General features: G+C 28.8%; 23 protein-coding genes. 13 read left to right on the forward strand and 10 right to left on the reverse strand.

Translation table 11 applies throughout. The annotated features are described in order from the left end of the window. Positions 1-4 precede the first annotated feature (4 nt). The gene (locus tag BTO07_RS00505) at positions 5-508 is read right to left on the reverse strand and encodes a TrmH family RNA methyltransferase (RefSeq protein WP_087519350.1); all 504 of its coding nucleotides are present in this window, start codon (positions 506-508) and stop codon (positions 5-7) included. Between the two features lie 137 nt (positions 509-645). Further along, complete coding sequence (locus BTO07_RS00510; RefSeq protein WP_087519351.1) at positions 646-1530, reverse strand: AraC family transcriptional regulator; 885 nt, start codon at positions 1528-1530, stop codon at positions 646-648. A 203-nt stretch (positions 1531-1733) separates the two neighbouring features. On the opposite strand from BTO07_RS00510, the gene hemA reads away from it, so the two are divergent. From hemA to BTO07_RS00575, 13 genes are all read left to right on the forward strand, one after another. Beyond that, positions 1734-2969 (forward strand): glutamyl-tRNA reductase, encoded by a 1236-nt coding sequence (hemA, locus tag BTO07_RS00515; protein ID WP_087519352.1) that lies wholly within the window; start codon positions 1734-1736, stop codon positions 2967-2969. A gap of 10 nt (positions 2970-2979) precedes the next feature. After that, positions 2980-4581, forward strand: a complete 1602-nt coding sequence (gene hemC, locus BTO07_RS00520; RefSeq protein ID WP_087519353.1) for a hydroxymethylbilane synthase — start codon at positions 2980-2982, stop codon at positions 4579-4581. Between the two features lie 102 nt (positions 4582-4683). Then, positions 4684-5649 carry a porphobilinogen synthase gene (gene hemB, locus BTO07_RS00525; RefSeq protein ID WP_087519354.1) on the forward strand — a complete coding sequence of 322 codons (966 nt, stop codon included), beginning with the start codon at positions 4684-4686 and terminating at the stop codon, positions 5647-5649. Between the two features lie 65 nt (positions 5650-5714). Further along, complete coding sequence (gene hemL, locus BTO07_RS00530) at positions 5715-7007, forward strand: glutamate-1-semialdehyde 2,1-aminomutase (protein ID WP_087519355.1); 1293 nt, start codon at positions 5715-5717, stop codon at positions 7005-7007. Between the two features lie 3 nt (positions 7008-7010). Further along, positions 7011-7457, forward strand: coding sequence for a protease complex subunit PrcB family protein (locus BTO07_RS00535; protein ID WP_087519356.1), 447 nt, complete (start codon positions 7011-7013; stop codon positions 7455-7457). A 15-nt stretch (positions 7458-7472) separates the two neighbouring features. Beyond that, a complete protein-coding gene (locus BTO07_RS00540; RefSeq protein ID WP_087519357.1) occupies positions 7473-7892 on the forward strand; it encodes a hypothetical protein in 420 nt (139 codons plus the stop codon). Next, on the forward strand, positions 7889-8917 hold the full coding sequence (hemE, locus tag BTO07_RS00545) for a uroporphyrinogen decarboxylase (protein WP_087519358.1): 1029 nt from the start codon (positions 7889-7891) through the stop codon (positions 8915-8917). The genes BTO07_RS00540 and hemE overlap by 4 nt, the downstream gene beginning before the upstream one ends. Positions 8918-8920: 3 nt before the next feature. After that, entirely contained in the window at positions 8921-9265 is a 345-nt protein-coding gene (locus BTO07_RS00550; RefSeq protein WP_087519359.1) for a 5-carboxymethyl-2-hydroxymuconate Delta-isomerase, read from the forward strand. A gap of 126 nt (positions 9266-9391) precedes the next feature. Next, positions 9392-10147 (forward strand): EI24 domain-containing protein, encoded by a 756-nt coding sequence (locus BTO07_RS00555; protein ID WP_087519360.1) that lies wholly within the window; start codon positions 9392-9394, stop codon positions 10145-10147. Next, entirely contained in the window at positions 10128-11030 is a 903-nt protein-coding gene (gene hemF / locus BTO07_RS00560; RefSeq protein WP_087519361.1) for an oxygen-dependent coproporphyrinogen oxidase, read from the forward strand. The genes BTO07_RS00555 and hemF overlap by 20 nt, the downstream gene beginning before the upstream one ends. Positions 11031-11554: 524 nt before the next feature. Continuing rightward, positions 11555-12877 carry a dihydrolipoamide acetyltransferase family protein gene (locus BTO07_RS00565; protein ID WP_087519362.1) on the forward strand — a complete coding sequence of 441 codons (1323 nt, stop codon included), beginning with the start codon at positions 11555-11557 and terminating at the stop codon, positions 12875-12877. A gap of 108 nt (positions 12878-12985) precedes the next feature. Continuing rightward, positions 12986-16576: a TraB/GumN family protein gene (locus tag BTO07_RS00570; protein ID WP_087519363.1), complete on the forward strand. Its 3591-nt coding sequence runs from the start codon at positions 12986-12988 to the stop codon at positions 16574-16576. Between the two features lie 97 nt (positions 16577-16673). Then, positions 16674-17399 carry a DUF6263 family protein gene (locus tag BTO07_RS00575; protein WP_087519364.1) on the forward strand — a complete coding sequence of 242 codons (726 nt, stop codon included), beginning with the start codon at positions 16674-16676 and terminating at the stop codon, positions 17397-17399. An 88-nt stretch (positions 17400-17487) separates the two neighbouring features. Here BTO07_RS00575 and ypfJ read toward each other — a convergent pair whose 3' ends face one another. The 8 genes from ypfJ to htpG all read right to left on the reverse strand — a co-directional run bounded on the left by ypfJ (position 17488) and on the right by htpG (position 25769). Beyond that, positions 17488-18387, reverse strand: a complete 900-nt coding sequence (gene ypfJ / locus BTO07_RS00580; RefSeq protein ID WP_087519365.1) for a KPN_02809 family neutral zinc metallopeptidase — start codon at positions 18385-18387, stop codon at positions 17488-17490. Positions 18388-18502: 115 nt separating this feature from the next. Beyond that, positions 18503-19150 (reverse strand): DsbA family oxidoreductase, encoded by a 648-nt coding sequence (locus BTO07_RS00585; protein ID WP_087519366.1) that lies wholly within the window; start codon positions 19148-19150, stop codon positions 18503-18505. Between the two features lie 15 nt (positions 19151-19165). Next, positions 19166-19855 carry a haloacid dehalogenase type II gene (locus BTO07_RS00590; RefSeq protein ID WP_087519367.1) on the reverse strand — a complete coding sequence of 230 codons (690 nt, stop codon included), beginning with the start codon at positions 19853-19855 and terminating at the stop codon, positions 19166-19168. A gap of 87 nt (positions 19856-19942) precedes the next feature. Then, positions 19943-20491: a carboxymuconolactone decarboxylase family protein gene (locus BTO07_RS00595; RefSeq protein ID WP_087519368.1), complete on the reverse strand. Its 549-nt coding sequence runs from the start codon at positions 20489-20491 to the stop codon at positions 19943-19945. 68 nt (positions 20492-20559) lie between these two features. Further along, the gene (locus BTO07_RS00600; RefSeq protein ID WP_087519369.1) at positions 20560-21123 is read right to left on the reverse strand and encodes a TetR/AcrR family transcriptional regulator; all 564 of its coding nucleotides are present in this window, start codon (positions 21121-21123) and stop codon (positions 20560-20562) included. A gap of 156 nt (positions 21124-21279) precedes the next feature. After that, positions 21280-22299: a transglutaminase domain-containing protein gene (locus tag BTO07_RS00605; RefSeq protein WP_087519370.1), complete on the reverse strand. Its 1020-nt coding sequence runs from the start codon at positions 22297-22299 to the stop codon at positions 21280-21282. A 15-nt stretch (positions 22300-22314) separates the two neighbouring features. Next, the gene (locus BTO07_RS00610; RefSeq protein WP_232457066.1) at positions 22315-22968 is read right to left on the reverse strand and encodes a carboxypeptidase-like regulatory domain-containing protein; all 654 of its coding nucleotides are present in this window, start codon (positions 22966-22968) and stop codon (positions 22315-22317) included. An 893-nt stretch (positions 22969-23861) separates the two neighbouring features. Continuing rightward, positions 23862-25769, reverse strand: coding sequence for a molecular chaperone HtpG (htpG, locus tag BTO07_RS00625; protein WP_087519373.1), 1908 nt, complete (start codon positions 25767-25769; stop codon positions 23862-23864). Positions 25770-25814 lie beyond the last annotated feature (45 nt).

Here is a 25814-nt window from a genome sequence, read left to right on the forward strand (position 1 = left end):
AAAGTTATTTCTTTAATTGATTTGTTACTTCGTACAAAGTTATTGCTAAACTGTGTATTACGTTCATGCTAGAGTTTCGTCCGAACATTGGTATTGCAATTGTATGATCTAATAAATCTACATTTTCAATTCCGTTTCTTTCACTTCCCAAAAGTAAAACGATTTTTTCATGATTTTGAAAATTAAAATCTTGAATATTTATGCTTTTATCAGTAATTTCTATTCCAATAATAGTATTGCCTTCTGCTTTTAATTGATGGATGGTTTGGTTGAAGTCTGTGTAAACCTCGTGTTCAATTTGATTTACAGTATTTCTTGCTGTTTTCTTTACAATTCTGTTTTCTGTTGAAGGTGAATTCTCATGAAAATAGATTTTTTGCACGCCAAAACTTTCAGAAATTCGAAAACACATTCCTATATTTTCTGGAGTTCTAATTGCATCACAAACAATTGTTACTGGAAATTGTTTTTGATCGTTTTCTATATCGTAATGTGTTAATTGTTCCAAATTATTATCGTGTCTAATTAGTAATGTTACAAGGTATCAAAGTTGACATTTGTTTTAATGTTTCTGAATTTTTAGTTTTGATTACTGATTACTGATTACTGATTACTGATTACTGATTACTGATTACTGATTACTGATTACTGTTTCAAACTCATTACATATTTTTTTGGAGTTGTTCCAAATTTCTTTTTAAACGCAGCAATAAAATGACTCGAAGTGCTGTAACCAACTTTAATACCAACTTCGTTTACATTAAATTGATTGCTTTCTAATAATCTTCTTGCGTGTTCCATTTTATAATCGAACAAGAAACTATATACTGTATCACCGTAAATCTGCTTAAAACCTTCTTTCAACTTTTTTAAACTCAATCCAATTTCTGTGGATAGTTCTTTTAAAGTTGGTGGTTCTGCCATTCTCGAAATAATAATTTCTTTGGCTTTTCTAATTTTTAGTACATTTTGTTCATCAACCAAAAAAGGACAATATTCTCCTTCGTTATTTTCTTCTTGTTGAAAATGTAGACTTAATAATTCGTATACTTTTCCTTTTACATACAAATCTCTAATAGAACTATTAACATTAGAATTGATAATTTGTTGTAAAACAATAGAAACTGTAGGTTTTATCTCGGTATCGTCGTAATATTTTTTGTTGCTGTTTTCATCACTTAAAAAAGGAATGTAACCAGATTCTTTAGAAAATAGAGAGTGAAATTTTTCAATAGAGATTAATAATGAAACCAATGTTGTTTTTGGTTGAATTTCTAAATTGATAGGTAATATTCTTTGGGGATTATATAATAGGATAGACCTATTGTCTAGAACATCAAAAGAATATGTACTTCCGTTAAATAGAAACTTCGCCTTTCCTCTTAAACAAAAATGAATTTGTATAAATGTGCTATTTATCTCTCTTTCAAAATTTTGAATAGTGTTACTTTCGTTCTGAAAATGAAACAGATAAAAACCTTTATCTAAAATAATTTCTTCAAAAGTACTTTCTCCGACATTTTTAAACATAACTTAATTTAAAATTAGAACTCTTTTTATTTAGAATCATTCTATATAATAAAGACGTAAAGCCTGAATTATATGGCGAAAATAAGGTTTTTCTGCATTTTTAAGGTGAATATTCGCAAAAAAACATCTAACGTTATAAAAAGTTCTTTAAGCGACGTTTTTATTTAACTGTTGTTTATACTTTTGCAACACTTTATAAGTTTATGAAAGAATTAGGGCAAGAGCACTTTTACAATATTGGCGTAAGTTATAAGAAAGCAGATGCGGAAACGCGTGGTAAGTTTTCTGTATCTAAAGAAAATCAAGTTGCTCTATTGCAATCAGCAAAGAACAAAGGGGTTAATGGCGTCTTTATAATTTCTACATGTAACAGAACTGAAATATTTGGTTTTGTGAATCGTCCTTGTTTATTAATAGAGCTTTTATGTGATTTTTCTGAAGGAGATTCTCAAGAGTTTACTGATATCTCAAGCGTTTATAAAGATCAAGCTGCTATACATCATTTATTCAGAATTGGTACAGGTTTAGAAAGTCAAATTCTTGGAGATTACGAGATTGTTGGTCAATTAAGACAATCTTTTAGAGTAGCAAAAGAAAACAAAACTACAAATGCTTACATAGAACGCTTAGTAAATAGTGTTTTACAAGCAAGTAAGCGAGTTAAGAACGAAACACAATTAAGTTCTGGTACAACTTCTGTTTCTTATGCAGCTGTACAATACATTATTAGAAATTTACCAGATTATAATTCTAAGAATATTTTGGTTTATGGTTTAGGTAAAATGGGTAAGCATACTTGTAAAAACCTTGCTGAATACACGCAGAATAAATCAGTTTGCTTAATAAATAGAACAGAAGAAAAAACAACTGAGTTTGTAAAAGAGCATGCATCAATTCGAAAATCTGTAATAGAAGATTTAAAAGATGAGATTGCAAGTACAGATGTTTTAATAGTTTCTACAGGAGCAGACAAACCAACAATTACAGAAGAGCATCTTATAGAAGGTAAAGAAATTCTTATTTTAGATTTATCTATGCCAGAAAACGTTGCACATTATCTTACAGATCATAAAAATGTAACTTTGGTTAATGTTGATGAATTATCTAAAGTTACAGATGAAACTTTAGCAAAACGTCTTGCAGAAGTTCCTTTTGCAGAAGATATTATCGACACACATAAATTAGAATTCAACGATTGGTTAAATCATAGAAGATTTACACCTGCTATTGCTGCTTTAAAAAAGTCTTTAGAAACGATTAAAAAGGATGAAATTAGTTTTCAGAAAAAGAAAATTACTAATTTCGATGAAAATCAAGCAGAAATATTAACTTCACGTTTTATACAAAAAATTACCACTCAGTTTGTAAAACACTTAAAAGATGAAAATACTTCTGTTTCAGAAAGTATAGACATTATTCAAAAAGTGTTTCACTCTTAAATATAACTCAATGCAGAAAATAATAAGAATAGGAACTCGCGATAGCCAATTGGCTCTTTGGCAAGCTAATAAAGTACGTGAAGAATTAACAGAGTTAGGCTATGAATCAGTTATAGTTCCTATAAAATCTTTAGGAGATATTGTTTTAGACAAACCTTTATACGAACTAGGAGTTGTAGGTGTTTTTACAAAAAATTTAGATGTTGCTATGTTAAATGGTGATATTGATATTGCTGTACATTCATTTAAGGATGTTCCTACAGTTTTACCAGAAGGAATTGTACAAGCTGCCGTTTTAAGACGTGATGATTATTCTGATGTTTTAATATTTAAAGAATCTGAAGAATTCTTTGGACAACCAAATGCAGTAATTGCTACTGGAAGTTTAAGAAGAAAAGCAATGTGGTTAAACCGTTACCCAACACATACAGTTGTTGGTTTACGAGGAAATGTAAACACACGTTTAGAAAAATTAGATGAAAGTGAATGGAATGGAGCTATTTTTGCAGCTGCTGGTTTATATCGTTTAGGTATAAAAGAAGAAGATGCAATTAGTCTTTCTTGGATGATTCCTGCGCCTGCACAAGGAGTAATGATGGTTACATGTTTAGGTAAAGATGATTATTCTAAAGATGCATGTGAACAATTAAATCATAAAGATACCGAAATTTGTACAACAATAGAACGTGAGTTTTTACACTTGTTAGAAGGTGGTTGTACAGCACCAATTGGAGCTTTGGCTTATATTGATGCTAAAACTGAAGAAATTAACTTTAAAGGAGTTTTATTAAAAAAAGACGGTTCTAAGAAAATTACAGTTAATAAAACTGCAGCTGTTGGAAGCCATAAGTTTTTGGCTAAAGATTGTGCAGATTATATAATTAATAGAGGTGGTAAAGAGTTGATGGCGGAAGATGAAGGAAATGCTGAAGCTCCTTTACAGAATATTTACTCTACCAAAAAACTTTCTGAACTTCAAAAGAAAACATTATCAGAAACAATTGGTATAAAAGATAGCGATTTTATTAAAATACGTTTTAATAGAATTCCTGCAAAAGTGGTGAAAAAACAACACAGAAACGTTGTTATAACAAGTCAAAATGGAGCAGAAGCAATTTTAAATAGTTTTACTCAAAACGAACTCGATTTTACAAATATTTATTGTGTTGGTAGAAGAACCAAAAAACTAATAGAAAATAGAATAGGTAAAGTTACACACGTTGCAAAAAATGCAGAAAAATTAGCAGAATATATCTTAGAAAATTCTGATATTAAGCAAGTAACTTACTTCTGTAGTGATGTAAGATTAGATGTTTTACCAACTATTTTAAAAGAGAATGGTGTTACTGTAAATGAAGTGGAAGCTTATAAAACAATGTTAAGTTCAGAAAAAATAGCTGATGAAGTTTCTGGAGTTTTATTTTATAGCCCATCAGGAATAGATAGTTATTTAGAAAAAAATTCAACAGATAAAGTTGCTTTTTGTATCGGAGAAACAACTGCTGTAGAAGCAAGAAAACATTTCGACAAAGTAGAAGTAGCAAATATGCCAAGTGTAGATAGTGTTTTAGAATTGGTGAATAATTATTTTTCCAATCCTAATTTTTCTTAAAATAAAAACTGAATACTATCTTTTTAATTTAAAGAGAGTACATAGATAAGTTGTCATTTTTTAGTAGTCAAAAATGACAAACTAATAAAAATTTTTAGACTTATGTTTAGAACAAGAAGATTAAGGAAATTAGAAGGAATTAGAAGGTTGGTTAAAGAAACTAGACTTTCTGTTGATGATTTTGTATACCCACTTTTTATAGAAGAAGGAGAAAACATAGAAACAGAAATTATTTCTATGCCAGGAATCAAACGTTTTTCTTTAGATAGAATTTCTAAAGAATTAGATGAGGTTGTTTCTTTAAATATTCCCGCAGTTTTATTATTCGGAATTCCATCTCATAAGGATGAAGAAGGAACAGAAACTTGGAATGATAATGGAATTATGCAACAAGCAATTCGTTTTATCAAAAAGAATTACCCAAGTCTATATGTAATTACAGATGTTTGTTTTTGCGAATATACTTCTCATGGTCATTGTGGAATTATTCATGATAACGATGTTGATAATGATGCTACTTTAGTAAATCTTGCAAAGCAAGCTATTTCTCATGCAAGAGCAGGAGTAGATATGGTTGCACCATCAGGAATGATGGATGGAACAATAGATATGGTTCGTCAATCTTTAGATAATACAGGTTTCGTAAACTTGCCAATTATGGCTTATTCTGTAAAATATGCATCTGCATTTTATGGTCCTTTTAGAGATGCTGCAGATTCTGCGCCAACTTTTGGAGATAGAAGAACATATCAAATGGATCCATCAAACAGAGATGAAGGAATGCGTGAAGCTACTTTTGATGATCAAGAAGGAGCAGACATATTAATGGTAAAACCAGCATTGTCTTATTTAGATATTATTAGAGATTTAAAAAACAATTTCGACAGACCAATTGCATGTTATAATGTAAGTGGAGAATATGCAATGGTAAAAGCTGCTGCAGAAAAAGGTTGGATTGATGGTGAAAGAGTTATGATGGAAAGTTTACTGTCTATGAAAAGAGCAGGAGCAGACATTATTATTACTTATTTTGCTAAAGAAGCAGCGAGAGTTTTGTTGAAACGTTAAATCGTTTAATTGTGTAACTGTTCAACAATTACACGATTAAACAAATACACAATTACACATTAATTATGAAATTTAAAAAATCAGAAAAGTTATATAAAAAAGGATTAAAACATCTTGTTGGAGCAGTAAATTCTCCAGTAAGAGCATTTTCATCAGTTGGTGGAAATCCGTTGTTTATCAAAAAAGCAAAAGGAACTAAAATTACAGATGTTGATGGAAACAAGTTTGTAGATTTAGTGCTTTCTTATGGACCAATGATTTTAGGTCATCGTCATAAAAAAGTGCAAAAAGCAGTTGAAAAAGCATTGAAAAACGGATATTCTTTTGGTGCTTCAACAGAAAACGAAATTAAATTAGCAAAAATTGTTTGTGATGCTTTTCCAGGAATGGATAAAGTTCGTTTTGTAAATTCTGGTACAGAAGCTGTTTTAAGCGGAATTCGTTTAGCAAGAGCATTTACAGGAAAAGATAAAATTATAAAATTTGCAGGTTGTTATCATGGGCATCAAGATGCTTTATTAGTAGCAGCAGGTTCAGGTTTGATGACTTTAAGTTTACCAGGTTCTAAAGGAGTGCCTGAAGGAGCTGTGAAAAATACGTTAATTTCTAACTTTAATGATTTAGAAAGTGTTAAAAAACACTTTGAAAATGATGATAATATTGCTGGAGTAATTATTGAGCCAATTGCTGGTAATATGGGAGTTGTAATTCCTGAAAATAATTTCTTAGTAGAATTAAAAGTATATTTAGAAACAAAAGGAGCGTTATTAATTGCTGATGAAGTAATGACAGGTTTCCGTTCTAAATTTGGAGGAGCACAAGAATTATTAGGTGTAGAAGCAGATATTACTTGTTTAGGTAAAGTAATCGGAGGAGGTTTTCCTGTGGGAGCTTATGGAGCTAGAGAGGAAATTATGCAAGAAGTTGCTCCTTTAGGAGGAATGTATCAAGCAGGAACGTTAAGTGGAAATCCAATTGCAATGGCAGGAGGAATCGCTACTTTAACAGAATTGAAAAAACAAAATCCATATAAAAAGTTTGAAGAAATAGGTAGTATTATAGAAGTAATTCTATTAGAAACTGCTAAAAAATACAATGTAGCTTTAACTGTAAATAGGTTTGGATCTATGTTAAATCCTTTCTTTGTAACAACGGGAGAAGTTACTAACTTTGTAGAAGCTCAATTATCTGACACAGATAAGTTTGCAGTTTTCTTTTGGGAAATGATTAAAAACGGAGTTTTCTTACCTCCAAGTCAGTTTGAAGCATGGTTTTTATCATCAGCTTTAACAGATAAGGATGTTAAAATAATAGCAGAAGCTATTGATAAAGGTATGTTAGCTGTTTCAAAAATGTAAAATATGAAGATTTTTATAACAATTATTTTTAGTTTATTATTGGTAGGTTGTCCTAAAAATGAAGAAGGAGGTTTTACATCTCTCTCTAAAGGAAATTTATTTGGAGCAGGATCCGAAGGCTTCAAGAAAGAGAATATTGTTATTTCCTCTAAAGAAGAATGGAAATCCTTTTTATCAAAAATTGATACGACTAACAAAGTTTCTGAAACGTTTGAAAATGCTATTGATTTTTCAAAAGAAATGATTGTTGTAGTTGTTGATAAAGTTAGAAATTCAGGAGGGTTTTCTGTTGAAATTATTGAAGTGGTAAAAGAAGGTGATGCCTTTTTAATTAAAGTAAAATCAAAAGGACCAAAACCTTTAGATATGGTAACTACTGCAATAATACAACCTTATCATATTGTGAAAATTAATAAGACAAATAAGGATATAAAATTTATAGAGTTATAAAAATTAGTATTAAAAATGGACTGGATAAAAATAGCTAGTATTGCCTCAATTTCATTACAATTTATCTCATTTTGGTTTGCAGCACCAGAAGTTTTAGGTAGTGAATGGTTACAGAAAGCAGAAGCTATTATTAGAAAAGTAATTAAAACAATTCCAGGGTTTTTAATGTTAATTTTAGGAGGAGTAATAGGCGTATTAACTCCAAAAGCTTTAACAGGTTTTAATTTAAAAGTATTAATCCCATTAATATTATTATTTATTATAACTATTATTTTTTCAAAGAAATTACAAAAAATACTTGATGAGAAAATATCTGTTCCTTTGCTTAATAAATTAATTATTAATCAAAGTTTTCGATTCTCATTATTAAAAACTGCGGCGTTATTATTCACGTTAGGGTTTATTATACAAATTATTACAATTATTTATTCATGATAAAAAACGATTTATTTTTAAGAGCATTAAAGGGTGAAACTGTTGATAGACCACCAGTTTGGATGATGCGACAAGCAGGAAGATATTTGCCAGAGTTTCAAGTTATAAAAAAGAAATACGATTTCTTTACACGTTGTCAAACTCCTGAATTAGCATCAGAAATTACAGTACAACCTATCAGAAGATATGGTATGGATGCTGCAATTTTGTTTTCAGATATTTTGGTTATTCCTCAAGCAATGAATATTGAGGTGCAAATGAAACCAGATTTCGGACCTTATTTACCAAATCCAATTCGTTCTCAAAAAGATTTAGATAGCGTAATCGTTCCTGATGTACATGAATCTTTAGGATATGTAATGGAAGCGATTAAAGCGACCAAAGAAAAATTAAATGATGAAGTGCCATTAATTGGTTTTGCAGGTTCTCCTTGGACAATCTTATGTTATTGTGTACAAGGGCAAGGTTCTAAAAACTTTGATAAAGCAAAAGAATTATGTTTCACAAACCCTGTTGTAGCACATTCATTATTACAAAAGATTACAGATACAACAATTGCATATTTAAAAGCAAAAGTTGAAGCAGGTGTAGATGCAGTTCAAGTTTTTGATTCTTGGGGAGGAATGTTATCTCCAGTAGATTATCAAGAATTCTCATGGCAATATATTCAGCAAATTATCGATGCTTTAAAAGATGTTACACCAGTAATTGCTTTTGGTAAAGGTTGTTGGTTTGCATTAGGCGAGATGGCTAAATCTGGAGCTTCTGCTTTAGGTGTAGATTGGACATGTTCACCAAGAAATGCACGTTATTTATCTGGCGGAAGAATTACTTTACAGGGTAATTTCGATCCAACAAGATTATTTTCTCCACCAGCAGTTATCAAAAAAATGGTGCATGAAATGATTAATGAATTTGGTAAAGACAAATTAGTAGTAAACCTTGGTCATGGTATTTTACCAAACATTCCGTTAGAAAACGCAAAAGCATTTATAGATGCTGTAAAAGAATATAAAGCAAACTAAATAATGCCACATTTTATTTTAGATTGCTCAGAAAGCATTTTAGAAAAACAGAAACCTAGAAAAGTAATAGAAGCAGTTTTCGAAACTGCATTTTCTACAGGTTTATTTGATAGAGATGATATTAAAGTACGTTTAAACCCGTATAAATACTCTTTAGTACAAAGCGAAGAAGCAGATTTTATACATGTTTTTGGTAATATTATGGAAGGAAGAACAGAAGATCAAAAAGCTGAGCTTTCTTACGCAATTGTAGCAACTTTAACCACGTTGTTTCCAGAAGTTCCCGTTATTTCTATGAATATTAGAGATTTCGAAATGGCTTCTTATTGCAATAAATCAATGATATAAGTTCAATATATTTGGGCGTTACTTTATGCTGATGAAAAATCAGCATAAAGTCGTGCTTTCCGTTATATCTTTTTGCAGAAAAAGCAAAAAGGATGTCACTTCAATCACTAACGCAAACCAAGGCTAATGATTAAAAATATACTTTCAGCAATAAGAGCTTATGTTGGTTCTTTTCGTTTATTGTCTCAACTTAAACTTTGGAAATATTTTGCGATTCCTATTATAATTAGTCTAATTACCGCTACAATTATTGGTTTTACAGCTTATGGATTGTCAGATAATATTGGTAATTTTTTAGCAAAAGTATGGATTTGGGATTGGGGAAAAGAAGCATTTACGACATTCACATCAGTTATAGGAGCAATCTTTGTTTTAGTAATAGGTTTAATTCTATATAAGCATATTGTTTTAGCGTTATCAGCACCATTTATGAGTGCGGTTTCAGAGAAAATAGAAATTCACATCAATGGAGATTTAAAACATCAACATAGAAAAACTACTTTTCAAGAACAATTATGGAGAGGAATTCGAATTAATATTAGAAACTTAGGAAAAGAATTACTGATTACAATTCCTATTTTACTACTTAAATTTATTCCTGTTGTAAATATATTTTCTACCATCTTACTATTTTTAGTACAAGCATATTATGCAGGTTTTGGAAACATGGATTATACTTTAGAAAGACACTTTAACTATAAAGATAGCCTGAACTTTGTTAGCAGAAATAAAGGAACTTCTATCGGAAATGGAATTATTTTTATGCTGTGTTTGTTAATTCCTGTTTTAGGAATTATAATCGTTTTACCATTATCTGTAACTGCAGCATCAGTAAAAACAGTAGCACTATTAAATCAAGAAAATGAAAGATCAGTTTTATAAATATATAGAGAATTTACAAAATACAATTACTTCTAAATTAGAAGAAGTTGATGGAGGTGCAAAGTTTCAAGAAGATCTTTGGCAGAGAGAAGAAGGTGGTGGAGGTAGAACTCGTGTTATTGAAAACGGAAAGGTTTTTGAAAAGGGTGGTGTAAATATTTCTAAAGTTTTCGGAGAATTACCAGAAGCATTAAGAAAGCAGTTTAAAGTTAAAGAAGGTAATTTCTTTGCTTGTGGATTGAGTTTGGTTTTACATCCAACAAATCCTTTTGTGCCAACTGTACACGCAAATTGGCGTTATTTTGAAATGTATGATGAAGCAGGTAATATTGTTACGCAGTGGTTTGGAGGCGGACAAGATTTAACGCCTTATTATTTATTTGATGAAGATGCTACTCATTTTCATACAGTTTGTAAGTTTGCTTGCGACAAACATAATCCGGAGTTTTATCCGAAGTTTAAAAAAGTATGTGATGAATATTTCTGGAATTCACATAGAAATGAGGCACGTGGAATTGGAGGTTTATTTTTTGATTATCAGAAGGAAACTGATGAATACTCAATTGAAGACAGATTCAATTTTGTAACAGAAGTAGGAAATAGTTTTTTAGAAAGTTATGTGCCTATTGTAGAGAAAAGAAAAGAGATTGAATTTACAAAAGAGCATAAAGATTGGCAAGAAGTTAGAAGAGGTCGTTATGTAGAATTCAATTTAGTGCATGATAGAGGTACTTTATTTGGCTTAAAAACAAACGGAAGGATAGAAAGTATTCTAATGAGTTTGCCTCCAATTGTTCAGTGGAAATACAACCATCAACCAAAAGAAGGTTCTGAAGAAGCGAGACTTTTAGAAGTTTTGATGAAACCTAAAAATTGGATTTAAATTGAAAAATAAAAAAAGCAGGAATATTATTCCTGCTTTTTTATAAATTAATTCAAATAATATTTTTTTTTAGCTGTTTTTCATACTCTAATTGTTTTATGAGGTAAATTTACAATAGCATTTAAATTAATAATATGATAATAATCATGTTGTTTTTTTAACTATTACTTAATTAATCATATGTATTGTGTTCTTTTGTTATTTTATCAGTAATTACTAAGGGTTTCTAACTCATAATATAACTACTTTTAAAATCTTAATTATTCATAAGTGAATCGTTTAATTTAAATTTGAGGTTGAATTAAATTAGTTATCCTAGTCAATCTCTTTAAGTGTTTTTTACTTTAAATTATTTTTAATATTTATATTAAAAAATTAAATTAATCGTTTCTTTTTATTGTTTTTACAGGTGTTATTTGTGAATAATGTAATACGTTAAATTAATTTGTAATAATTTTCACACATTAATTAGATGAAAAATCATCGATTTTTAGTACTTTTGCATTCTGTAAAAACAGATAAAGATGGCAAGATTTGAATTGAAATTACCAAAAATGGGAGAAAGTGTTGCTGAAGCGACTATAACTTCTTGGTTAAAAGAGGTTGGAGATACCATTGAATTAGATGAAGCAGTTGTAGAAATCGCTACTGATAAAGTAGATTCTGAGGTTCCATCTGAAGTAGAAGGAACTTTAATTGAAATTTTATTTGAAAAAGATGATGTTGTTGCTGTTGGAGCAACAATTGCAGTAATAGAAATTGAAGGAGAAGATTCTGATACTGAAAAAGCGGTTACGATTAATTCTTTAGATGAATCTCAAATTGCTGAAGTAGAAAAAACAATTGAAAAAGCTGTTGAAGTTGTTTCTACTCCAATTGCTAAAACTTCAGATTCTGGTAAGTTTTACTCGCCTTTAGTTAGAAATATTGCTCAAACAGAGGGAGTTTCTATGAATGAATTAGAAGCTATTGCCGGTTCTGGTAAAGATGGTAGAGTAACTAAAGAAGACATGCTGTCTTATTTAGAAAAAAGAGAAAATTCTTCTAAAGTAACACCTAAGAAAGCTGTAGTAAAAGTTGAATCCCCAAAACAAGTTGAAAAAATAATTACAAAAGCTGCACCTCTTTCTATAAATGGAGAAGATGAAGTTATAGAAATGAGTAGAATGGGTAAACTGATTGCTAAACACATGGTGAATTCTGTTCAGACTTCTGCTCATGTGCAATCGTTTATTGAAATTGATGTTACAAATATTGTAAAATGGAGAAATAAAGTTAAAGATGCTTTCTTGAAAAGAGAAGGAGAAAAATTGACCTTTACACCAATATTTATGCAAGCAATTGCTTCTACTATTAAAAAATATCCTTTAATTAATATTGCTATTGATGGTGATTCAATCATCAAAAAGAAAAATATTAATTTAGGAATGGCTGCTGCATTACCTGATGGTAATTTAATTGTTCCTGTTATTAAAAATGCAGATCAATTAAATTTAGTGGGTATGACAAAATCTGTAAATGATTTAGCTAATAGATCTAGAAATAATGGCTTAAAACCAGACGATATTCAAGGAGGAACTTACACTGTTACAAATGTTGGTAGTTTTGGTTCTATTATGGGTACACCAATTATTAACCAACCACAAGTTGCTATTTTAGCATTGGGAGCAATTAGAAAAGTTCCTGCAGTTATAGAAACACCAGAAGGAGATTTTATAGGAATAAGACAGAAAATGTTTGTTTCTCATTCTTATGATCATAGAGTTGTAAATGGTGCTTTAGGTGGTATGTTTATTAAAACCTTAAAAGATATTTTAGAAGCTTGGGATGTGAATCAAGATTTCTAAGTTTTATAAAAATAATTACCTTAAAAACGCTCACAATATGTGAGCGTTTTTTTGTGCCTAAAAAAGTTTAGTTGTAATTTACTTACCTATTTAGAAAATTGCTTTTTTATGAAAAAGATTGCCCTATTATTTACTTTACTTATTTCATTTTTTATAAACGCTCAAGAACAAAATAGTCTTCTTTGGCAAATTTCTGGAAATGGTTTACAGAAAGATTCTTATTTATATGGTACGATGCATGTAAGTGCAAAAGTTGCCTTTCATTTAGATGATGTTTTCTTTGAATCTTTGCTAAAAGCAGATCATGTTGCTTTGGAAACAGATCCTACATTTTGGTTGGAGAATATTTTTAATTCTTCTGAGGAAATGAAAGAGTTAAATGAAGTAAATAGTTTTAATTCTAAAGATTTTTACAATGCACCTTTTAAGTTGACAGAACCTAAACAAGAGCAAATTATGTTCTTTTTATCTAGAGAAGACATGCTTTTAAATGGAGTTATGTATCGTACAAATGGAATGAGACAAAATTTTGAAGAAGATACTTTTTTAGATATGTTTATTTATCAAAGTGGTAAGAAAAATGGAAAGAAAATTTTTAGTTTAGAGGGATTTAAAGATTCTTCTTCTTTGGTTAAAAAAGCAGTTTCATCAGGAAAAATGATGAAAGACAAGCCAGAAATGTGGTTGCAAAAGAGGTTAAAAGATGAAAATTACTTCACCCTAATGAATAATGCATATAGAGATAGAAATATTCAGTTTTTAGATTCCTTAAACAATTCTATGTATACCGAAAATTATATGGAGAATATGTTATACATCAGAAATAGAAATATGACTGAGAAAATAGATTCTATTGTAAAAATAGGTTCTTTATTTTCAGCGATTGGTGCTGCACATTTAGGAGGGAAAAAAGGTGTTATAGAAATGTTGCGAGAAAAAGGATATACTGTAACCGCTTTAACATCAAAAATAACTAATAAAGCAACTGTTTTAAAAAAAGCAATTGAAGATAAAGTAATAAAGGTTCCTTTTACTATTCAAACATCAGAAGATAAGTTTTTTAGTGTAAAAGTACCCACAAAGTTATATGAATTAAATATTCTGAATAATACAGTTTATCTCTGTCCAGATTTAACAAATGGTGGTTATGCAATTATTACAAGAATAAGTACTTTTTCTAAAATTTATGATAAAAGAATTAAAAACAAAGATTTTGATAAATTTCTTTTTGAATCGATACCTGGAGAAATAATCACAAAAAAAGAGATTATAAAGCAAGGTGTAAAAGGTTTGGATATTGTAAACTTAACAAAAACAGGAGATTATCAACGTTATCAAATATTTTTTACGCCTTTAGAAATACTAATATTTAAAATGGATGGTAAAAAAACGTATGTAAAAGATTTTGGAAATCAATTTTTCAATTCGATTACCTTTAATAATTTAAGTGATGAAATGGTTACTGTAAGTCCTACTAACAAAGGATTTGAAGTTAATGTTCCAAAACATCATAGTTTTACAAACAAAACGAATTCAGGAAATAGACTTTTACAAGCTGTAGATAAAAATGGTAGTTATTATTTTGTGAGAGAAGTTACTTTAAATGATGTTAAATATATTGAAGAAGATGCTTTTGAATTGGAAAGAATTCAAGAAAGATTTTATAAAAATCTAGATTTGAAATATAAGTCAGGTAAATTTACAAATTCTTCAAAAGAAAGTTTTGAAAGCAATTCTAAATTAAAGAATAATGATATCATTTATCTTAAAACGGTTACAAATGCAGGTCATTATTATCTTTTAGGATTTATTTCTAAGAATGATAAAAATAAAAATACTTTTTTCGATTCATTTAAAATAACAAATTTTTCATATGTTAAAGAGAAATTTACAATACAAAAAGATACCACTTTACATTTTTCTGTAAATACAAATATTGAACCCCCTTCAGCAGAATTTTCTCCAAATTTAAAAAAAAAGAAAAAAAAAGGCTATAAAGGGTATACTAAGAAGGCAAAATATTTAAATAATGCAAACGAAGAAATTTCTGTAACATTAAATAAATTGAATGATTTAATCAGTTTTGAAAACGTAGATTCTCTTTGGAAAAAAAATAAATCACCTGTTGATTATAATAACCTTTCAAGAACTATTTCTTATAAGACAGATAAAACGAATTTCCATAATTATTTAAGTAAATACCGTTTAAAAGAGAAAAATATTGAAAAAGGAGTTGACGAAAATGGTTATAAATTCTATTCTTATTATGTAAAAGATTCTTTGAGTAGTAAAGCGATAAAGGTAAAACGAGTTTTATCTCACGGAACTATTTACGACATAAAAACATTGGTAGACACACTTTATACAGAAAGTAAATTTGTAACTACATTTTACAATTCTTTTAAACCAAAAGACACACTTATTGGTACTTCATTGTTTACAGATAAAACGGCAATATTTTTTGAAGCCTTAAAAAGTAAAGATAGTTTAGCTTTAGATAGTTACGATGTTGTTAAATTTAAAAAGAAAGATATTAATTCATTGATAGAAATTTTAAAAACGTATGAATTTGAGGAAAATCAATTACCAATAAAAAAATATTTGATTGAAGAATTAGGGCAGTTTAAAACTAAAAAAGTAGAACGGTTTTTAGAGGATTTATATAGTAAATCTTTTCAGAATCCAGAAAATCAAATAACCATTATAAATACAGTTTCTAAAGATAAAACGATAGAATCGTATAAAAAACTATTAAAGTTATTAGAGGCAGATATTCCATTAACTTCTAATAGTTATCAATTAAATAGTATGATTGAAAAGATGGAAGATTCTTTAGGCTTTGCTAAAAACCTATTTCCAGAGCTTTTAAATTATACAACAATATTAGAATATAAAAAACCAATTTATAATCTGTTATCTAAGTTAGTTGATAAAAAAATAGTAGAAACTTCTAATTATGAAGTATTCAAAAAACAAATTTTAAATGAAGCAAAAATCGAATTAAAAAGACAATTAGGAACTAAAAATAATCGTACTAATTATAGTTCTTATAACTACTCTAATAAAGAAGATTTGTTAAGTATTTATGTAAAGTTATTATTTCCTTTTAGAAAAGATAAAAAAGTAAAAACTTTTTATGAAAATTTAAATTTTGTTGATGATGCTACTGTAAAAACGAATCTAATAATTCTTCAATTAGAAAATTTAGAAAGTTATAATAAAGAAACATTTAAAAAATTAGTTTCAGAAATTGATAGCAGAGGAGTATTGTATAAAAAACTTCATAAAATCGATAAAACAAAACTTTTTCCAAAAGAGTATAGTTCTAAAAAAGAAATATATAAGTCCTTGTTGTTTTCGAAAAAGCAAGAAAAAGATTTGAAAGATAGTATTGTTTTTATTTCAAAAAGAGAATTTAATATTTTGGATGATAGATTTGAAGGTTATTTTTTTAAATCAAAACCTCACATTAATAACACAAAAGAGTATAATAAAGATTGGAAAATGAATTACATAATTGTAAATAATTCTGATAAAAAAATAAATATAGATTTTACAACTTCTAAGAAAAAGGAACGTTTTGATACAACAAAACCAATTGAAGAAGTAATTGATTTATTGATTGAGAAACAAAGGTTGAAAGATAGGGAAAGGGTAAATATTAAAACCAATAGTTATAATAACTACAATAATTATTAAAAGATAATGTCTTTTTTTTTATTGCAAAATGTTATATTCGTAAGCTTAAATAATAATAATAATAATAATAAATTTAAATAAAAAGAAAATAAAAAAATTGTTAATCTTATTTTTAGTTATTTCTGCAAATTTGAGTCTAGCTCAAGATTCAGTATTACTGAGATTAAATTATGAAAAAGGAGCAACTTATGATGTTTCTATGGAAATGTCTCAAAACATGGGGGCTGTAATGTCTATGGGTATGACTATTAATATGGACTTAAAAGTTCTAGATGTTACAGAAGATACTTATGACAGTGAAATGAAGTTTACGAACATGACTATGGACATGTTACAAGGAGGACAAGCAATTAGTTTTGATTCTTCTAAAAGCGATGATGAGTTAGATGAGGCTGGTAAAATGATGAAGGCTCAAATGGCTCCAATGTTAAAGGCGGTAATTTATGCTAAAGGAAATAATTTAGGTGAAGTTATAGAAGCTAAAGTTGAACCTAATGTTATGGGAATGGAAGATTTAGCAAATCAGTCTAGTAATGTTGTTTATCCAAAAGAAGCTATAAAAGTTGGTGGTACTTGGTCAATGTCTAAAAACCAAAAAGGAATGGTTATGGATTTTATTTACACAGTAAAATCTATTACAAATGATAAAATAGTTTTAGATTTATCTGGTAAAGTTTCTGGTATGTCTACTGGAAGTATTTCAGGAAGTATCATTATAGAAAGAGCATCTGGAATTCCTGTAGATTCTCAAATAAATATGGATATGTTTGTTAGCGGACAAGAGATGAAAACAAAAGTAACAATGATAATGGCTAAAAAATAGTCTAGTCATTTTAAGGAATAAAAAAAGCTTCAGGTAAATCTGAAGCTTTTTTGTTTTTATCTATGTTGTAAATAATATCTTAAATAAATTACAAAGTTCTTGCGTTAAAAGTATCTCCTTGATTAACATCACCTGTATCAAAACCTTTTTTAAACCAACGCATTCTCTGAGCAGAAGTTCCGTGTGTAAAAGAATCAGGAACAACTCTTCCTGTAGAGTTCTTTTGCAAACGATCATCACCAATTGCATGAGCAGCATTTAAAGCTTCTTCTAAATCACCATTTTCCATCATTTTATTAATTCTTTGAGAATGATGTGCCCAAACACCAGCATAAAAATCTGCTTGTAATTCTAACATTACAGAATATTTATTGTATTGTGTTTGACTCACTTTACCACGCATAGATTGTACTTTTCTATTAACACCTGTAATATTCTGAATATGATGCCCAACTTCATGTGCAATTACATAGGCTTGTGCAAAATCTCCAGGAGCATTCAATTTTCTTTCCATTTCTTGAAAAAAGCTTAAATCGATGTATAATTTTTCATCACCTGGACAGTAAAAAGGACCTGTTGAACTTGATGCACTTCCACAAGCAGAATTTACAGATCCAGTGAAAATAACCAACGTTGGTTCTCTATAATTTGGTATTATTTGATTCCAAATATCTTCTGTATCCGCTAAAATTGTGGCGCTAAAATCTGCTAATTCATTTTCTTTTGCAGTTCCTTTATAAGTAGTAGTAGATTGTATTTGGTTATTTGTATTACCTGTTAAAAAATTTAATGGATTGTTACCTGTAAAATACATTACACCCAAAATAACGGCTACAATAATTAACCCTTTTTTTGAAGTGACTAATTTTAATAAAAGACCAATTATCATCGGACTTAAACCTCCTAAACCACTACCAGAATTACTACTTGAAGAAGCGCCTCTTCTATCATCTACATTAGCGCTTTTTCTTCTTCCTTTCCATTTCATAAACTTATATTTTAAAAATCTAAATCTACTACTTATTTTTTAGTTGATAAAATTCAATTTTAATGATATATAAAACAGTTTCAATTTTTAAGATTTGTAAAAAATTTCAAACCTATTAAGAAGCTTTAATTATTTCACTTAATACCTGTTTAAAAGTATCCACCGGTTGTGCTCCTGTAACTGCACTTTGTCTATTAAATACAATTGTTGGTACAGAACTAACACCTAAATTTTGCCAATACTTTTCTTTACTTTTAATTTCAAAACGAGCTTCTTCATTATCTAACTTAGCTAAACCTTCTTCTGTATTTAAACCAACATCTAATAAAGCTTGTTTTAAAATATCTCTTTTAGACACATCTTTACGATCACTAAAAAATGCTTTTGTTAATGTCATTTTTAATTCGGTTTGTTTACCGAAATCTTTGGCATATTCTAATAAAACATGAGCATCAAAAGTATTTACCATTCGCATTTCATCAAAATAGTCGAATTTGAAACCTAATTCTGCTCCAGCCTCTGTCATATTTTGTTTCGATGCCTTTTGCTGTTCAGGAGTAGAACCATACTTTTCAGTAATATGTTCATTTACATTCTGACCTTCTGCTGGCATATTTGGATTCAACTCAAAAGGTTGCCATTCAATTTCTACTTGATCTTCAATTCCAAGTTCTGAAATTGCTTTTTCTAAACGTTTGTATCCAATGGTACACCAAGGACAAACTACATCAGAAACGATATCTATTTTTAATTTTTTTTTCATTTTATTTTTTAATTACTATTTATAAGAAACAAGAATATCAGCAGCTTTTTTTAAGTTTGATACTTCAATTTCGGTTTTTGGAGCTAAAGGAAAAGTTTGTTGTCCAGGTCTACTTATAAAAGCAGCTCTCCATCCAGCCCAAAGCGCACCTGCAACATCCCAACCATGTGCTGCAATTATCATACACTCTTCAGGTTTTACGTCTAATTCGTTTGCTGCCCAATTATATGTATCTGTAAAAGGTTTAAACTTGGCAACAGTTTCAATGCTAAGTCTTTCATCAAAATAACTATTTAAACCAGCGCTTTCAAATTGTTTTGTAACACCTTCTTTTGATGAATTTGTTAATGCTACCAATTTATAACCAGCCTGCTTTAATTGTGTTAAGGCATCTTTTACTTCTGGATGAGCTGGTAAACCACGTAAACCTGATAGAATAATTTTACGAGCTTCTTCCTCAGAGATTATAATGTTATTATTTGCTGCGACCATTTGTAAAGCTGCTGCACCAATATGTCCAAAAGGTTCATAGCGTCCACTTGCTGAAACAACTAAAGAATATTGTAACATCGTAGTAAACCATAAAGGCAACAAGTCTTCATTTCCACCTAAGGCATCTCCAACTTTCTTTTTCATTTTAGCAAGGTCTAAAAGCGTCTCATTAACATCAAAAAATAATACTTTGGGTCTGATTTTAGTTTCCATTTAGAATTGGTTTTTTATTTTAATAAACCTTCCACATTAAGTGGGAAGGTTTAATGCTATTAATGTGTAGTTAAAAGTACTACATTCTTATTTTTTCCAAGCAAAAGGTTGGAAAGGTGCATCTACTGCAGTATTTGCAATGTGATTTGTATAATTGCTAATTACTTTTTGAGACAATCCTAAGATGATTTCTAATACTTGTTGCTCACCATATCCAACAGCATAAAAAGCTGTTAATTCTTCTTGAGACACATGTCCACGATTACGAGTAATTGCCAATGTTAATGTACGTAAAGCTTCTAGTTTAGCATCTTCAAGAGGTGTTTCATTTCTTAACGCTTCTGTAATACTTTGTTCAACTTTCATCATGTTTGCTATCGCAGTATGTGCAGGAACGCAATAATGGCATTTGTGTTCTACATTAATAGTTTGCCATACAACAGTTAATTCTTCTTTATTAAAAGATGTTTCTGTAAATAATTTATGGATAGTTTGGTAAGCTTCTAAAATGCCAGGAGCTCCTGCTAATACACCATGTAATCCAGGTATCATTCCGTTAGCTTTTAATGATTGTTTTAATAATGCTTTGCTTCCTTCTGGAGCAGTTTCGATGTTGTGAACTTTTAAAGTTGTCATAATTTCTATTTTTAATTTGTTATTTTTTTATCTAAACAATCGTTTAGTTATTGTGTAAAAAAAAGGCTTTAAATATTTTTGAATGTCATTTCTATATAATCTTCAATTTCTTTTTTGTTATTAACTCTAGTAGCAGCAGCTAAACCATGTTTTGCTAAGACTAAAAAGTTAGCTTCTTTTAATATTGTTTCTTCATCTTTTGAAGAATCCATTTTTAATTTTTCAATGAATAAATTTTTAAGATTATCCATAAAAGATGTCATCTGGTTATTTATCAATTCATCTTCACTTTCTGAAAATTCATTGTAGGTATTTGTTACCAAACAACCTTTTTCATTTCCTTTTTGATGGCAAACAGCAACAGAGTCGTAAAAGAATTGTTTGATATCTTCAACGCCATTTTTTGCGTTTTTAAAATTATCAAACATAGCTTTTGTTTTTGCTTTGTAACTTTTTAAGCTTTCTATAAATACACCATGTTTATTACCGAAACTAGAATAAATAGAAAACTTATTGATGCCCATTTCTTTTTCAAGCATCTGCATAGAAGTATTTTCATAGCCGTTTTTCCAAAACAAATGCATTGCTTTATCAATAACCTCTTCTTCTATGTATTGTTTCTTTCTTGCCATTATTTCTAATTACAGTACAAAACTAAACAATCGGTTAGTAATAAAAAAATGTTTTTTGCTTTTATTTTTAAATTTGAATGTTTTTTGATCAAAACTATTAAAAAAACCTCTCTGAATTAACAGAGAAGTTTTCGTTTTAACAACTATAATAGACGATTAAATCTTGTTTTTCACTTCAATAGATTGGCTCGAAATAATTTCATTTTTGTAATATAAATGAATATCATACAACCCTTTTCTATTGAAATTGCAACTTATGTTAAAAGTATTTCTCTCTTTTGAAATTTGTGTTACTCTCGTTTTAATTGCTGATGATTGTTCGTCAACTCTTAATTCAATTTTATCTAATGCTAAAGGCTCTAAAAAATTATAATGAAAATTAACTGTTTCGTTTTTTGAAATTTCGGTATTCATTTTTGATGATGAATCATGATATATTTTTTGCTTAATAGCTGCTCCATACATTAAAGGAGTATTTAAAAAACGTGTTACTTTACTTAGTTCAGGGTTTAATAAAGTCCATTTTTTTTCTAAAGGATAATTATGTTGAATAAATATTTTTGGGTCTGTTAGAAAATAACCATCATTATAATCAAAAATAAATGTATCCAGACTTAAATCTGTATAACCGCTAGACAAAGTTGCATCTGCTAAATACCATTTGTTATTCAATTTTACAGCGTTCCAAGAATGATTAGGAAGAGATAATTCTGCAATATTTGCAAATGTATTTCTATGATAACCATCAATTATTCTACATTCTATATTTGCAATTTCTGACATTGTTTTTAATAGATAAGCATAACCTGTGCACATTGTTTTTTTATTCTTCAGTAATTTTTTAAATACCTTTTTAGAATACTCTTTATTCCAATCTAAAAAAGAAATAGAATCATTTTTAAACTTATCACGATTTTTACTCACCTTTCTATGCATATAATAATCCCCCTTTATATTTTGACAAATCCAAGTATATATAGCTCTAAATTTTTCGACATCTGTATCTAATTTTGATGTTAAATTATAAGTTAACAAAGGAAGATTATATAAATTTTCACCTTTTAATAACTTTGCAGTATTATCAGATTTTTCAAAATTTAAATTTTTAAAATCTGATTTTTGAGCAGTTATTTGAAGAGAAAAAACAATAAATAGAAAGCATAGAAAGTATTTCATAAACTGAATATTTAATTATGATTTCTTCTTAGAATTATAAACTTTTCTTACATCTACAGCGCCCATTAGAATGCATGATTCTAATTCGAATTTTATATCTAATGTTACATTTTGATCAGCGTTTTTAGAATCTATTGTTACTTTTTTAGTTTCAAAACCTAAGTAAGAAAATATTAATACATCACCTTTTTTTAATGTTTTTGGAAAACTGAAATTTCCATCGAAATCTGTTTCTGTACCTATGTTTGTTCCTTGTAAAAGAATACTTACACCTGGTAAAGGAGTAGAAACTTCAGATACGGTTCCCTTAACAGTAATTGCATTATTTACTTGTTTAATTTCTTTTTTAATAGGTTTTTGTTGGGCTTGTAAAGTACCAAGTATAAAAAAAGATAGACAAGCTAAACCAATGCCGCCAAAGAAACTTAATTTCCTTTTTGGTTGCTTCTTTTGAGAAAGTGTTTCAAATTGATTTTTGTTGAATTTTCCACAAGTTTTATTATTAGTATTTATTTTAAAATAGCTAATAATTTCATTTGATGTCATTTTAGAAAAATCAATAACTTCTTTTTCACAAGAATTACAAAAGCCACCTTTTTCTGTTTGTTGAAAAGAATTAAAATTTTCTGAACATGGTTGTTTAATTTCTAAATTAATTTCATTTTTCATAATATGTATTTTAATAGTTATACATCAAACTTAGACAGTAATTATGGTTTTTAAAACCGGCATTTAGTAAAGTGGTCTGTTTTGTAAGTGAAGTTGTGTTTTTAATTAGTTTGTATTAAAAAATTTCTCTGTTTTCACAAAGAGATTTTGTTTATAAGATCAAATAAGTGAATCTTTCAATCCCTTTTATCTTGTTGTTCTATGTGATATTGATTATCAAATATGGATTTATCTTCGTCATTTAATGAGTTAGACATACCTAACATTAACGCTGTAATTATTGACATAAGCTTCAATTTTAGCCAATATAATGAGCGTCTAGATGTTTCTAAACGTGTAGTTTTTTTATTTTTATACATGTGAATACGGATAAATGATGAGACATTATTTTTATCATTTATTGCTTGTCAGCATTTGCAAAGAGTAGGAGATAAGCTCTATGCTGTGTATAAAATATAAATTGAATTACTAGCAGTAATTTTATTGATTAAGAAAGTATGTTGATTATTCAGTAAAGCAATTTTTTGATACAAGTGCTTTTGTAGTTTTATGGTAAGCTGAGTTTGTTTTTGAAAAGTATTTTTTAGATGAATACTTGAAAAAAGAAAAGCAAGAAAATAATGATTAGATACTAAAACGTTCTTAAAAGTAATCTGTTTTGTACGCTTAGAGTTTATCCTCTTAACTTTAATTATTTTAGAAGATTGGTAATAATTAGAAGTACTTTCTAGAGCATAAACAGTAGATTCTGCAACCGAAAGGAAGAATACCAGTAGAAAAACAAAAAGATGTTTTAGTTGCATTGTAAATCTGTTTATAAATGAATTGTATTTTTAAAATAAAACCTCTCTGTTTTCACAAAGAGGTTTTAATACTTAATGCAACTGTGTTGCTTATTTAATAAGTTCGTAAGAACGTTTAATAAAGTTTGTTAAATCTTCACCATGTAAAAGGTTTTGAGATAATTTTGCTAAATCAAAAGCTTGAGAAATTAAACCTTTCTGTGCAGCTTCGTCTTTGTTATTTAAAATTTCAGAAACTAATGGACTATTCGTGTTTACCACTAAGTTGTACATGTCAGGAAAGTTACCCATTCCCATCATTCCACCTCCACCACCAGAAGCTTGCATTTCTTTCATTCTACGCATAAATTCTGGTACAGTAATCATAAACGGAGAAGAAGCAGAATCCATAGCTTCTAATTGAACTGTATACGTTTTAGAAGGTACAGCAGCTTCAATAATTGGCTTTAATGTTTCTTTTTCTTCGTCAGATAATTTAGAAATTACGTTATCGTCTTTCTTAATAATGTTATCAATATGATCAGCATCAACTCTAGAGAATTTTACTTTTTCTCCAGCACCTTCTAATTTCTGCATTAAATGCGAAATAATAGGTGAATCTAATACAAGAACTTCATATCCTTTTGCAGTAGCTTCTTGAATGTAACTGTGTTGTGCTTCTTTGTTAGAAGTGTATAAAACAACATGGTTTCCTTCTTTATCAGTCTGAGAATCTTTTGTTTTTTCAATTAATTCATCAAAAGTAAAATAAGAATCAGTTACAGTTGGGTATAATGCAAATTTCTTCGCTTTGTCAAAGAATTTATCTTCAGACAACATTCCGTATTCAATAATTACTTTAATATCATTCCATTTTTTCTCAAAATCTGGTCTGTCTTTTTTGAATAAAGAAGATAATTTATCAGCTACTTTTTTAGTAATGTAACCAGATATTTTCTTTACAGCACCATCAGCTTGTAAACCAGAACGAGAAACGTTTAATGGAATGTCTGGAGAATCGATAACACCTTTTAACATTTGTAAAAAGTCTGGTACAATTCCTTCAACATTATCAGTTACAAAAACTTGGTTTTGATACAATTGAATCTTGTCCTTTTGCATATCCATAGAAGTACTTAACTTAGGGAAAAATAAGATTCCTGTTAAGTTAAAAGGATAATCAACATTTAAGTGAATGTGAAATAAAGACTCTTCAAATTGCATTGGATACAATTCTCTGTAGAAGTTTTCATAATCTTCATCACTTAAATCTGCAGGCGCTTTTGTCCAAGCAGGTTCAGTATTATTGATAATTTTATCAACAGTAATTTGTTTGTGAGCTTCAGTAGTTTCTTTACCTTCAGCATCTTTTGTAGTTGCAGGTGTAAACTCAGGATCGTTAATTTCTTTTGTTCCAAATTTAATTGGCACTTGGTTAAAACGATTGTATTTGTTTAATAAACCTTCAATTTTACTGTCTTCTAAAAAGTCTAAAGAATCTTCAGCTATGTGTAAAATAATTTCTGTTCCTCTATCAGATTTTTCGTGTTCAACTAAAGTAAATTCAGGAGAACCATCACATGTCCAATGAGCAGCAGGTGCATCTTTAAAAGACTTTGTAATTAATTCAACCTTATCTGCAACCATAAAAGCAGAGTAAAAACCAAGTCCAAAATGACCAATAATCCCTGCTTCGTTGTCTTTATACTTATCTAAAAACTCTTCAGCTCCAGAAAATGCAATTTGGTTGATGTATTTTTCAACCTCATCTGCAGTCATTCCTAAACCTTGATCTTTAATTGTAATTGTTTTAGCATCTTTATCAATACTAATTTCAATTTTAGCATCACCTAATTCAGTTTTTGCTTCACCGATAGCAATTAAGTGCTTCAATTTAGAAGTTGCATCTGTTCCGTTAGAAATTAACTCACGTAAAAATATTTCGTGATCAGAATACAAGAATTTTTTAATCAGTGGAAAAATGTTTTCTACCGATACATTAATATTTCCTTTTGCCATTTTATGTCTGTTTTGTTTAATTTATTAATTCTGATTAATCAATAG

Origin of the sequence: Polaribacter sp. SA4-12 (assembly GCF_002163675.1) — a bacterium.
GTDB lineage: Bacteria > Bacteroidota > Bacteroidia > Flavobacteriales > Flavobacteriaceae > Polaribacter.